This window comes from Magnetovibrio blakemorei (assembly GCF_001746755.1).
Lineage (GTDB): Bacteria > Pseudomonadota > Alphaproteobacteria > Rhodospirillales > Magnetovibrionaceae > Magnetovibrio > Magnetovibrio blakemorei.
In genome coordinates this window covers 32512-44718 of sequence record NZ_MCGG01000055.1, presented here as the reverse complement: position 1 = coordinate 44718, position 12207 = coordinate 32512, and the positions used below count along the sequence as shown (strand labels likewise).

Sequence of the window (12207 nt, the reverse complement as noted above, 5' to 3'; positions counted from 1 at the left end):
GAGGGTTTTGATATCGGCTTAGAGCATCATATAGTAATAATATGACGGGCACATAACAAAAATGAGATTGTGGATTGGCTCGGCCCTTGTCGGGGCGGGCGTCTTGGGGTTAAGTCAGAAGCTTATAATTTTTGGAAGTATTGTTATGTTTTTGAAGCGTAGTGTTGTTCTTTTAGCGGTTTTGGCGGCGCTCCTGTTTTTGGGGCATGTCGCTCAAGGTGTCGAAACCGACCCCGTGGTTGCCACGGTCAATAACCACGAAGTGCGTTTGAGCGATGTGGAAAATGCCCGCAATTTGTTGCCGTCAAAAATGCAAGGTGCGCCGTTGCGCGACGTTTATCCGGTGTTGATGGAATCTCTGATCAATTCGCGCCTGGCTGCGGATAAGGCCGTCAAACTTGGATTTAATGAAACGCCTGAATATCTTCATCGCATGGCGCGCATTTCAGATCAAATCTTGGAGCGTATTTTGCTTGCGCGACACATTGAACAAAGCCTAACGGATGCAGACATTAAAAAACGCTACAACCAAGTGGTTGAACGTGCCAAGACGCAGTCTGAAATTCACGCCCGCCATATTTTGGTGGACAGCGAAGATCACGCCAAAGCGCTGATTCAACGTCTCAAAGATGGTGCGGATTTTAGCAAGCTGGCCAGTGAACAGTCTCAAGGGCCGAGCAAAAGCAACGGCGGCGATTTGGGCTGGTTCGGTCCGGGTGAAATGGCGCAATCTTTCGAAGAGGCCGCAGTCGCCATTCCCACAGGGGCGTTCTCAGAGGTCCCGGTGCAGACCCAATTCGGCTGGCACGTGATCAAGGTCGAAGAGCGACGAGCCATGACCATTCCCAGTTATCAAGAAGCGCGTGAAATCTTGGCCAACGAACTGTCTGGGGAACTGGGTCAAAAGTTTATGGAACAGCTCCGCGCTGAGGCTTCAATCGAAAAAAAGAGCTTTGAAGAGGTTGTCAAAGCCCTTCAAAATTAAACGGGAAAGAAAAAATGGACTTACAGAAATCTCCACTCGCGCCGGCATCCTTTCCCCCTATGGCGGATATTTCCGGTGTGCGCTTCGCTACCGTTGCGGCTGGTATCAAGTATAAGGGCCGCACAGATTTGATGCTGGCTGAATTTGTTCCCGGCACCACCGTGGCGGGGGTGTTTACGAACTCGAAAACAGCATCTGCGCCGGTGTTGAAGTGTCGTGAGTATTTGCCCGGTGGTCAAGCGCGGGCCTTGGTCGTCAATTCCGGCAATTCAAATGCGTTTACCGGACGGCGTGGTGAAGAATCGGTCGATCACATTTTAAAAGCCGTGGCGGATGCGGTCGGTTGCGCTGAGAGCGAAGTCTTTTCCGCGTCCACAGGCGTGATCGGCGAACCCTTGCCGCACAATCTGATTGTGGACGCTATGCCGGGTCTCCAGGGTGCGCTTGGGGGCACCACTTGGCAGCAAGCCGCCGAGGCCATTATGACCACGGACACGTACCCCAAAGGTGTCAGTCGGACCACAAAAATCGGCGACACTGAGGTGCACATCAACGGCTTTGTCAAAGGCTCCGGCATGATCGCCCCGGACATGGCGACCATGCTGGGCTATATCTTCACCGATGCGGCCATTGGCGCGGACGTGTTGCAGGCACTGTTGGCGCCCGCATCCGATGCGTCGTTCAACTGCATAACCGTGGATTCCGACACTTCGACCAGTGACACCGTGATGATGTTCGCCACCGCCCAGGCCGGAAATGCAGCACCCCAAGGTGTGAACGATCCGGCGCTAAACGATTTCAAGCGCGCTTTGGATGAAGTCACACTGGACTTAGCCCACCAAGTGGTCCGTGACGGAGAAGGGGCGACCAAGTTTGTCGCCATCACCGTGACGGGCGCGGAAAATGATTTGGCGGCCAAGCGCATTGGTCTGTCCATCGCCAACTCACCTTTGGTCAAAACCGCCATTGCGGGCGAAGACGCCAATTGGGGGCGGATCGTCATGGCGGTGGGCAAAGCCGGTGAGGCGGCCGATCGCGACAAAATGGGTATTCTTATCGGCGGCGTGCAAGTCACCCAAGACGGCATGCGCGTGGAAGGTTATGACGAGGCCCCGGTCGTCAAACACATGCAAGGCCAAGAGATCGAGATCGAGGTCGAAGTCGGTATCGCCAATGGTCGCGCGACGGTGTGGACGTGCGATCTCACCCACGGCTACATCTCTATCAACGGCGATTACAGGTCCTAGAGATGGCTGAAGACAGCGCGTGTATGGCGGCATTTCAGGCCGCCAACATCCATGTTTTGGAAGCGCCGCGGCTCATCTTGCGTCGATTGGTCGACACCGACGTTCCGGCGCTGGTGGAGCTGGCGGGTGCGTGGGAGGTGGCGCGCTACACGGCCTTGATCCCCCATCCCTATACGCCCACTGACGCCCAAGCCTTCATCGCCGGTGCGATGGAGGACCGGGCCAACAATTCCCGTCACGTGTTTGCCATTCAGCGCCGCATCGAAGGGGATTTGATCGGCTGCATCGAAGTCAATATGGGCACCGGCGGCGAGACCTTCGGCTATTGGCTCGGCGTGCCTTTTTGGGGCCAGGGCTATGGCACTGAGGCCGCCCAGGCGATGGTGCGCTTTGCCTTTGATCGGGCCGACAAAACCGAACTCGCGGCCGCTGTGCATCCGGACAATACTGCCTCGGCGCGGGTGTTGGAAAAAGCCGGGTTCAGCTATAGCCACACCTCCAACAATCTGCCGGGTCGATGTTCTTCAATCGAAGCCCGCATCTTCACTCAATCGGCTCAGGACTGGTTCGCGCGTGAAGCCGCAAAGCCCAAGCTTTTGGTGGTGGCGGTGGCCTTGATCGATGTGGACGGTCGGGTGTTGATGGCCAAACGGCCCATAGGTAAATCGATGGCCGGGCTGTGGGAATTTCCCGGCGGCAAGGTGCACGATGACGAAACGCCCGAAAGCGCATTGGTGCGCGAGCTGAAAGAAGAACTCGACATCGATATCTCCGAAAGTTGCTTGGCGGCGTTTACCTTCGCCAGTCACGCTTACGAAAGCTTTCATCTGATGATGCCTTTGTATTTGTGTCGCACCTGGAAAGGCACGCCCACGCCCGTAGAGGGCCAAGAGCTGGCGTGGGTGCAGCCTATGCGCCTCAACCAGCTGCCCATGCCGCCCGCCGACATTCCCATGGTTGCCTTGTTGATGGATTACCTGTGAAGGCCTACACTCAACGTCATGAATGACACATCTCCCCAGGCGGGCTCCACTGCGGGCCCCACAGCGTGCGTTCTGGTGATCGGCAACGAAGTGCTTTCGGGGCGCACCAAAGACGCCAACATCAACTATCTGGCAGAAGAGCTCACCAAGCTCGGCATCCCTTTGGTCGAATGCCGGGTGATCCGCGATGTTGAGGCGGAAATCATTGAGGCTGTGAATGCATGCCGCGCAAAATACACCTACGTTTTCACCACAGGCGGTATTGGCTCAACCCACGACGACATCACCGCCAAATCCGTGGCGGCGGCGTTTGGCCTTGATTTCGGCACCCACCCCGAAGCCGAACGGATTTTGCTGGCTCATTACGGTGACAAAGCCAATACCGCGCGCATGCGCATGGCGATGACCCCTGCAGGCGCTCACTTGATCGACAATCCGGTGTCCAAGGCGCCGGGATTTCGGGTCGAAAACGTCTATGTGATGGCGGGCGTGCCGGTGATTGCGCGCGCCATGTTCGACGGCATTAAGGGCACGCTCAAGGGCGGCCGGATTATGGTGGTGCAAACGGTGTCGACCATCGGCATATCGGAAGGCATGATCGGCGAAGAGCTGCGCGTCCTGCAAGACCACCACGCCAGCGTCGACATCGGCTCGTACCCGTTTTTGAAATTCGGTGGATTCGGTACCAATTTGGTTGTCCGCGGTGCAGACAAAGCCCAAGTCGAAGCCGCGTGCGCAGACATTCGCGCCATGATTAAAGCTGCGGGCGGCACGCCGTTAGATGGCGAAACCGAGGGCGAAGAGCTCAAATAAACAAAAATGCCCCAAGCGGCACACTTCAACTTGCATGAAAACGCCCGACGTCCTAGGTTCTCTAACTTCCAAAACCATCGTGCGCGGGCGTGGTGAAATTGGTAAACACAACAGACTTAAAATCTGTCGGGCGCAAGCCCTTGCCGGTTCAAGTCCGGCCGTCCGCACCATTTCTTTTCAAGGGCTTAATTGGATAAGATGTCCGCGTAATCTCCGGGCAAGCAGTTGACTTTCGGCGTTTCATCGCGGTCAGGTGGCTCAATTGATGAACGAGACGGATATTCCTATTCACCGTTACAGGTGACTTCTTTCAGTGCATCCGCATAAAATCGGTCGAGTGCCTTATGCACCTCGTCTTCATTGATGTCAGCATGTCGTTCGGCCAAATCGTTCATAATTTTTTTGATCATTTCCTCGCGAACCATCGCATTGAGGCGTGTATCAACCAGTTCATGTCCGTAAGCTTCGCACTCTTCAGTTGATAGACCGAGCTTACCGCCCAGCCACACGCCGAAGCGCATGTTGCTCAGAGCCTGTGCGTGGAATTTCAGGTCCTGATCGCACTTTAACTTTGCTTCGAAAGCCAATTCGCGACCATTAAAGAGAGTGTTCATGACCGTGACCCTCCGAGTTGAATTGAAGAGGAGCTAAGCCCTGCCGGAAAGGATCTATACCCCTGCGTATCCGGCATTTCATTCTTCCGTTATTTTAGCACTTTGGCATATACCTGTCGCGCTCAAACCAAAAATATATGCCGGAAGCCAGCCTGGCATAAGGCCCGACTATTGGTCAGGTCTACAAGACGCTGGGCGTGCTCTTGCTCTTTTGCGCCGGGGGCCGTAACGGCCTTTTTCACCATGGGGCAAGGAACTGAACTGTGGATGGGAAAAGGGTTTGTACGTTACATGACGCTGGAAACTGTAGAAGAGTTATGTCACGCTCAACCCATTGCTGTGCTGCCATTGGAGGCAGAATGAACTGGCGCCGCCAACCGTTTAGAGATGAGAGGCTCAGCGCCGCGTACACAACATTCAGGGGCCCACCCTTAATCATATGAGTTATCTAAAGAACCATCAGGTACTAACCTCAACCGATCTGCATGAGATGCGTGAGTTGCTTGCCGCGCTGGCCAACACGTCTGGGATTGATGTGGTTGGTAAGGGGCACGAAATTGATGCGTCTATTCATAGCGTTTCTTTCAGCAATCTAACGCTCACCCATGTAACCTATGGCGCGGTTACGACTTCGATTGAGGATCAGGGGGGTGAAGAGGACGTCTTATTGTTCATTATGCCAACCGGAGGTGTGGGCGTTGTTCAGCATCAAGGGCAAGAATTTGATATTTCGCCGGATGTTGGTTTGATGAGAGATATCAGGACGCCAATTGGGGCGCGCCAAGATCAGTTTTCCTGTTTTGGTCTTCCGCTTCCCATTGCGACTTTAAAACAACATGCCCGCATGCTTATTGGCGAGGCGGCGGACTGGGTTGATTTCCAGTTTGATGGCAGGCTTGACCTGAGCGCTTCTGGTGGGCGGCATGTGCGCGATACAATGTATTATGTGGCCAATGCCTTGGATGGGCCCTTGCAAAATTTAGACAATCCCATTGTCTTGGACGGCTTCAAAGATTTGTTGCTGACCAATATTTTAACGCTTCTGCCCAATTCCCATTCGGAATTGTTGCAAGGCCAGCCGAAGTCGGGTGCCGTCCCCTATTACGTGAAACGGGCCCGTGACTATATTCATGCCCACGCTCAGGACAGCATCACCTTAGAGGATTTGGCCCGCTATGCAGGGTGCGGGTATCGTACGCTCCAGGTTGCCTTTAACGACGCCCATGGTATGTCGCCGATGGCCTATGTCAAAACGGTGCGCTTAAGCCGTGTACACAAAGACCTGCTTTGCGCAGGTGATGGCGTCACGGTTCGTGACGTGGCCCTAAAATGGGGCTTTGTCCACATGGGCCGATTTGCCCAAACATACACACAACAATTTGGCGTTACGCCCTCGCAGACTCTGCGCTCCCGAGGGTGAGCACCCGGATTTCATCCATTAAGCGCAGTCCCTGTCCATTTTGCGTTAAGAAATAATACAATTCTCGTTTTGTTTCTAACGCTTTGCAAACATTGCATCTAACGTCTCTCGCATGGAAGTGCTGAGTGCGCATCGTGGCGTTCTCATGGCGCATAATGAATACCGTTAGAGAATTTGACGCAGGCTTGACGTCGGGTGTCGCAGGAGGGTGTAAATGCAAGGGTTTAGCGTAACGATACAATTGAAGGCATTGGCGGCGTTTCTTTTCGCCACCCCAATCAACTCAATCTTCGGTAAAAGCACCGTATTCACATCGTTCATTCGGGTTTTACTCGTTGCCATTGTGACGACGTATGGTGCCAGCGCCCAAGCGGGCAGCCTGTCGGCAAAAACCTACGGCTATGAAGGATCAGGCAAGACGACTTGCGGCGGTCTGGTAAATGGAAAGCTGCAAAAACCCTGCGGCTCTATCGGCGCACCATATTGGCCGTCTGGGATAAGGCTGCGTGTGAATCGAACGGCATTAACTGGCAGCCACCCACGTATCAGCAGCCCGGACTGTTTGGCTTGGCGGGCGGTGCCGAAGTGGTGCTTGAACTGATCAAGGAACGCAAACTGATTAATGCGTTTGCTGCCGAGCTTGCAACGGAACTCAAGCACCCCGTGGCGGATTACACACGCTCAGTTTGGGATGAAATCAGTACCCATCCGTTGGACAGTGCGGTTCTGAAGTTGGCGGCCTACTCACGCTTACAGGCGACGGCCGTCAAACCTTCTGCTGGCAGTCGTGCCGAACGCGAACTGCTGAAAAGTTTCGAAGAATCTGTCGTTCACTATCAAACCTTCCTCGCCAATCAGGCGCTTGAGGCCTATCAGGCTTGGGATGTGGCAGATCAGAAAAAGAATGAAGTCTATAAAACTGTGATGGTCGCAGGTGTCACGACGGCTTCTCTCGCGACCGGGTTCGGTGCGAGCGCCGGTCTGTACGCGATGGGCGCAGAGGCTTTGAAGAACGAGTTGTGGCCATTGCCGGATTTCACGGACATCACCCTCAGGTCCGTTATTGAAGATGAAATCAAGGGTCAGGCCATTGGGTTCATTTACACGAAGGCTTTGTTATCGCCAAAGGTCCTGGGAAAATTCTTCCCGTCTGACGCTGCCGCCAAGGTGGCCAAAAAGGCGCTCACCGAGGCCACGGAGCAATACGAGAAGAAGTTGACGCAATTCATTTTGCAAAAGCTATCGAAGAAAATTGCCCAAGAAGCAACCGAAGCCGGGGCAAAGGTCACGGCCAAGATGGTGGCGAAGGCTTTTGCCGCCGCAGGTCCGCAAATCTTGGTTGAGGTGGCCATCGATACGGTCGTCGCCTACATCGAGATGCAGATTGAACGCGCCAATGCTGAACCGCGCCTGAAAGCCAACGTGGCCGAAGCCCAGCGTCCGTTCGAGGTTGCCCGTCTATTGGCCACGGTCAAAGGTGCGACTGAAGTCAATTCACAATGGTCTGCATTGATGGGCGGCGAAGTGTCCGCCAATGCAAAAGAGATGGCGGCCATTACCAGCGCTGCCAGCGCCGTATTGGCTTCGCTTCCCGCCAAATGAGGTGAAAAGCGCCAACACGTCCGGGGACGCATGACCCATAAAGACAAACAATAAGATGGACCATAATATGCAAGTCATTACCGTTAAATCTCACCTGAAGTATTTGGGCGTGTTGCTCTTAACCGTATTGGTGATGAGCACGTTCGGGGGTGAGCTCAAGGCCAATTCATCGTGGAAAAACTTACATGGCTATTCCGCGTGCGGTGGCGTTGATAAAAACGGAAAGCTGCAAGACCCTTGCGATTATGAGCCGGCAAAGTTTGAAGCGAAGGCCCTTGGGAAATGTCCCAAAGGATCGTTTTTCGATCTTGGGACGTGGTCTTGTTATGCATGCCCGTCGGGCTACAACCGCAACGCCAAAAGCATAACCGGGGAAAAGGCCTGCGATAAGGCCGTGGCGCCCCAAAGCAGTCCGGCAAAATTTCAAGGTCCTAAAAACTGCCCAAGCGGTTCTTTCCTGGATGGCCGCAATGGTGGTGAATGTTGGAAATGCCCATCGGGTTTTGGCCGGACCGCAGTGGCCGTGGATAAGTACAATGCTTGTGGCATGATCGGGAAGAAGGCAACCAGCGCCGTTTTCAAAGGAAGGGCTTGCCCTGAGGGGGCGTTCACCGATCCCCGCAATGGTGGTGAATGTTGGGTCTGCCCCGAAGGGTTCGACCGCACGGGAAATACCGTCACGGGTGCAAAATCATGCAAAAAAATTATCGATTTTAAGCCAGCGACCAAGGCGGCTGCACTCACCTGTGAAAAAGGCCAGCACTTTGATTTTATCGATGGCGGAACGTGTTGGTCGTGTCCCGAAGGGGCAGACCGGACCTTGAATAACGTCAAGTCAAACAAAGCCTGTCGAAATAAGAAAATGAAGTGGGTGACGCCGACCCGCACCATGTATGGCTTGTTCGGTCTAGGTTCGGGTGCGGACGAAATCTTGGCTGAATTGATTGCCGATCGCAGCGAAATCGATGCAATCGTTAGCGAAGCGGCAAAAACAGGCAAGTATTCCAGGGATCGGGCTCTTAAAACGGCCTGGGACTTGATCGACACAAAGCCCTGGGAAAGCTCGTATCTGGCCACGCTTCTGGCGAAAAAAGCGATCGATGCCGCCCAAAAACCGGCTTCACAGCGGAGCAAGGTTGAGCAAAGTCTCTTGGCGGCGATCTCAAAGATCTTTCAATGGAACCGTCAATTTATCGCCTATCAAGCAAAGCAGGCGCATGAAAACTGGGTGGCGGCTGGTCAAGCGTTTTACGCCGCACGATCCAAGGAAATGGGTGCAGCGGTCATCTATTCCGACAGCATGATCACACCGCTGGACTATAACGAAATGGTCGCGAACACCATTCAAGGGTCGGCGGCGGTGAGTATGGTGGGTTCCGCTGCGGCAAGCTATTTCTTGCCAACATTCGCTTACATGTTCCCCTATAGCCATGGGCTAGCCGCAATCACCGCAGCAGAGTCAGGCAGCAGCGCCTTTCTGACGACCGGCGGCAGTGGCGTACTGGCTTCCACAGGGGCTGCCGGGGCTGCCGCGGCACCGCTTGCCGTTACGTTGGCCATTGGCGTTATCGTGACGATGGAAATTGATAAATTTGCAAAACTGCAAAAGGCAGAAGGCGAAATCCGCCAAGCCATCGATATCGCCAATCGTCCGGTTGATTTGGCGCTGATGCTTCAACAAAAAAACGGCAAGGAAGAGTTTTGGTTCCATTGGACAACCGCGCTCAGTGAAAAGACCCAGCCGAGCGTGAATTTCAAAACGCGTCTCGCGGCATTGAAGTCAGGCACAACATCCAAGCCGACCATGCCAACGATCACCGGCGGCACCCCGATCAATGCTTCACAGTCGGCTCCAACGACGTCCGGCAGCATGACCAGCGCGGTCGCTTCCGTGCAGACGATGGCGAGCGTGATGGGAGATAAGTGGTTCCAGATTCCGGGGGCGGCCAACGACATCGCCCGGGCGGATGACGGTACCACGTATATTGTCAGCACCGAACCGTTTCAGGCCACATTCAAAATCTACAAACAAGATAAAGTGGTGAGCAAGTGGACCCAGGTGTCCGGTTCCGCCAGCCGTATAGCAGTTGCGGGGAACACAGTCTGGATCATTGGTCGCGAGGGATCCATTTACATCCAAACGGACGTTGGGTGGAAACGCGTTGCAGGCCCCAAAGCTCAGGATATCGGCGCCAGCGCCAAGGGGATCTGGATCGTTGGCGTGGACGGAAAAATTTATCAACGCGTCGGAAACGACTGGAAGCTGGCCGATGGCGCTGCGCAGCGGATCGGCGTGGATTCAGATGGACGGCCATGGGTGGTCACCAAGTCAGGTCATGTTTTTGTGCACGGCAATAATCTTAAGTGGCAAAAAGTTGCCGGGGAATCGGCACTCGATGTGTCTGTGGATGCGCCGGGACTTGCGCACATCGTCGGTCGCGATGGATCACTCTATGTGCGGGACGCTAAGGCCAATAAATGGACTCCGATTTCGCGAGGTGGCGACAACATCGCCATCACCGTCGGCGGTGGAGAAATATGGAGCCTGAATAAGGCGAACAATATTTTTCGCCATAAATAAAGTCAGGATTTAAGGGGTGCGACAGCCCTCTTTCGGATGAGCTTTTGACAGGCAATCAAGTCATTATAAATGGACATCAACATGAAGTTTAAAACGTACCTTCGCAGCACAGTCACCGTCGTGGGTTTGGTTGCCTTGAGCGGTTGTCAGACGACCGCGTTGAACGGTGTGGGACCGACTGGACAGGCAGGTTCGAAGAAGCCTGTCTTCACCAGCACCATCGCGCAAACCAGTGCGATCAAGGAACTGGTTCTGGCCAGCACCAAGGCGTTGCGGGACCAAAAGCTCGACGAAGCATCACGGCTGATCAATCTGGCCTTGAAAATGGACATCACCAATTCGGACCTGCAGTTTCTCAACGGCCTGACCTATCACCTGATGGGCACGGCGGGAGACGCCAGCAAGTTCGACTTGGCCGAACAGGGCTATATGCAGGCGCTTAAATTTGATTCGGGCAATTTGTCGGCGGAGTATCAATTGGGCCTGTTGTATATGGATCAGCGCCGCTTCGGTCTGGCCCAGGGGCACTTTGCGGCAGTTGCGCTGCATCGGGGCGACGATCCGGCGGTGCTTTATAATCTGGCCTCGGCCTCTTATTACGCGCGTGACCCCAAAACCGCGGAAGCGGCGCTCAGGCGCTTGATGGAAGTGGCACCTGAAGCGCGGGACAATCCCGAAGTGATCAAAGCCGCGGCTTTGTCGCTGGCGGCGATGGACGACCGTGTTGGGGCTGCTGAATATGTCGCGACCTATCGCAAGGCCGCAGCTGATACGCAAGACGTTAGCGAGCTGGAGAACCGGGTCAGTGGTTGGCAAGGTTTTTACGATACGGATGCCAAAGTCATCATGGCACAGTACGGCGGCAGCGGAGATTCCTACGGCTCTGACGCATCCGATCCTTACGGTTCTGCGTCGGCCAGTCAGCAAAGCGATGGCGCTGTTGCGGCCCAAGGCGACGGCTTTGCTGACTCTAACATGGTGGTTGTCGATGTGGTGCTGATTGGCACCCAGGAAGACGTGCGTGATTCGCGCGGCATCAACCTGCTGAACGGATTGCAATTGCAGTTCGGCGACCCCCTGACGGGCACGGTGGGCTTTGGATTAAATCGAACCCGCACCAAGGACAACCTTGGCAGCGGCTTGGCGCAAAGCACGCAGACCATCACCCGTATGATCTCGATTCCGGCCGTGAAGTATTCGCTCAACATCGCCAACTCGGCCGACGCCAATAACCAGGTTTTGGCCAAACCGAGTCTGGTGGCGCAGGCGGGGCAGACGTCTGAGTTTTTCTCTGGTACCGAAATTCTCGCCGCCGCCGTTTCGGGTGGCAACGGCGACAGCGTGTCGGTGCAAAAAGAAGTCGGGGTGAAGCTGGCGGTAACGCCGGAGATGTTGCCCAACGATATGCTGCGTCTGCATGTGGTGGCGGAACGCACCTTTTTGACCGATCCGTCAAATTCGGTTGTTTTCGACTTTCGTCTCGACACCACCAAGACCAACGTCAATTCGACCGTCACCATGAAGTTCGACGAGACGCTGATCCTGGGTGGGTTGAGCGAACGTGAAACGTCCAAGTCCGCTGATGGTGTGCCCGGACTGATGGATATCCCTTTGGTCAATTTGCTGTTTTCCCAGCGTGTGAAACGCCAATTTGATCGTTCTGTGCTGATCTTGATCACCCCGCGCCGCCCCCAATACACCCGCCAAGACCCTGCCCGGCGAGATGAAAACGAGCAAAAGATGTCTGATTTAGAGCGTGATATCGAACGCCTGGAGCAGCGCCACAAGGATTGGTACTCCCCGCATCCGACCTTCAGTGAAATTTTGAATAAATTGCAGGGGCGCGAGTTTTTCGAAGAATTCCGCACGGGCGACGTGCAGATACAATCCTGGCAGAACAACGAGACGGAACAAAAGCACATTGCCATGGTGCAAGACCGGGTGACTCGCAATTAATGCGTT

At 54.6% G+C, this 12207-nt stretch carries 9 protein-coding genes, 1 tRNA gene and 1 pseudogene; 10 read left to right on the top strand and 1 reads right to left on the bottom strand.

Annotated elements, in window-relative coordinates:
• Window positions 1–145: 145 nt before the first annotated feature.
• The 6 genes and pseudogenes from BEN30_RS14145 to BEN30_RS14125 all read left to right on the top strand — a co-directional run bounded on the left by BEN30_RS14145 (window position 146) and on the right by BEN30_RS14125 (window position 4198).
• Window positions 146–985 (top strand): peptidylprolyl isomerase, encoded by an 840-nt coding sequence (locus BEN30_RS14145; RefSeq protein ID WP_069958976.1) that lies wholly within the window; start codon window positions 146–148, stop codon window positions 983–985.
• 14 nt (window positions 986–999) lie between these two features.
• Window positions 1000–2232 carry a bifunctional glutamate N-acetyltransferase/amino-acid acetyltransferase ArgJ gene (gene argJ / locus BEN30_RS14140; RefSeq protein WP_069958975.1) on the top strand — a complete coding sequence of 411 codons (1233 nt, stop codon included), beginning with the start codon at window positions 1000–1002 and terminating at the stop codon, window positions 2230–2232.
• 2 nt (window positions 2233–2234) lie between these two features.
• Window positions 2235–2702: pseudogene (locus BEN30_RS19320) on the top strand (GNAT family N-acetyltransferase); the annotation flags it as partial.
• A 69-nt stretch (window positions 2703–2771) separates the two neighbouring features.
• Window positions 2772–3215: a (deoxy)nucleoside triphosphate pyrophosphohydrolase gene (locus BEN30_RS19315; protein WP_456085419.1), complete on the top strand. Its 444-nt coding sequence runs from the start codon at window positions 2772–2774 to the stop codon at window positions 3213–3215.
• 18 nt (window positions 3216–3233) lie between these two features.
• On the top strand, window positions 3234–4028 hold the full coding sequence (locus BEN30_RS14130; RefSeq protein ID WP_069958974.1) for a competence/damage-inducible protein A: 795 nt from the start codon (window positions 3234–3236) through the stop codon (window positions 4026–4028).
• 83 nt (window positions 4029–4111) lie between these two features.
• Window positions 4112–4198, top strand: a tRNA-Leu gene (locus BEN30_RS14125).
• Window positions 4199–4312: 114 nt separating this feature from the next.
• Here BEN30_RS14125 and BEN30_RS14120 read toward each other — a convergent pair.
• Window positions 4313–4642 (bottom strand): DUF1476 domain-containing protein, encoded by a 330-nt coding sequence (locus BEN30_RS14120; RefSeq protein WP_069958973.1) that lies wholly within the window; start codon window positions 4640–4642, stop codon window positions 4313–4315.
• Between the two features lie 439 nt (window positions 4643–5081).
• On the opposite strand from BEN30_RS14120, the gene BEN30_RS14115 reads away from it, so the two are divergent.
• The 4 genes from BEN30_RS14115 (at window position 5082) to BEN30_RS14100 (ending at window position 12201) form a co-directional block, all read left to right on the top strand.
• Window positions 5082–6062, top strand: a complete 981-nt coding sequence (locus BEN30_RS14115) for an AraC family transcriptional regulator (RefSeq protein ID WP_084005592.1) — start codon at window positions 5082–5084, stop codon at window positions 6060–6062.
• A gap of 423 nt (window positions 6063–6485) precedes the next feature.
• Entirely contained in the window at window positions 6486–7664 is a 1179-nt protein-coding gene (locus BEN30_RS14110; RefSeq protein WP_069958971.1) for a hypothetical protein, read from the top strand.
• A 67-nt stretch (window positions 7665–7731) separates the two neighbouring features.
• A complete protein-coding gene (locus BEN30_RS14105) occupies window positions 7732–10245 on the top strand; it encodes a tectonin domain-containing protein (RefSeq protein ID WP_069958970.1) in 2514 nt (837 codons plus the stop codon).
• Window positions 10246–10326: 81 nt separating this feature from the next.
• Window positions 10327–12201, top strand: coding sequence for a hypothetical protein (locus BEN30_RS14100; RefSeq protein WP_170827071.1), 1875 nt, complete (start codon window positions 10327–10329; stop codon window positions 12199–12201).
• The last annotated feature ends 6 nt before the right edge of the window (window positions 12202–12207 follow it).

Coding starts and splice junctions, on each gene's coding strand:
- BEN30_RS14145 (WP_069958976.1), top strand. CDS start 146: ATGTTTTTGAAGCGTAGTGTTGTTCTTTTAGCGGTTTTGGCGGCGCTC.
- argJ (WP_069958975.1), top strand. CDS start 1,000: ATGGACTTACAGAAATCTCCACTCGCGCCGGCATCCTTTCCCCCTATG.
- BEN30_RS14130 (WP_069958974.1), top strand. CDS start 3,234: ATGAATGACACATCTCCCCAGGCGGGCTCCACTGCGGGCCCCACAGCG.
- BEN30_RS14120 (WP_069958973.1), bottom strand. CDS start 4,642: ATGAACACTCTCTTTAATGGTCGCGAATTGGCTTTCGAAGCAAAGTTA.
- BEN30_RS14115 (WP_084005592.1), top strand. CDS start 5,082: ATGAGTTATCTAAAGAACCATCAGGTACTAACCTCAACCGATCTGCAT.
- BEN30_RS14105 (WP_069958970.1), top strand. CDS start 7,732: ATGCAAGTCATTACCGTTAAATCTCACCTGAAGTATTTGGGCGTGTTG.
- BEN30_RS14100 (WP_170827071.1), top strand. CDS start 10,327: ATGAAGTTTAAAACGTACCTTCGCAGCACAGTCACCGTCGTGGGTTTG.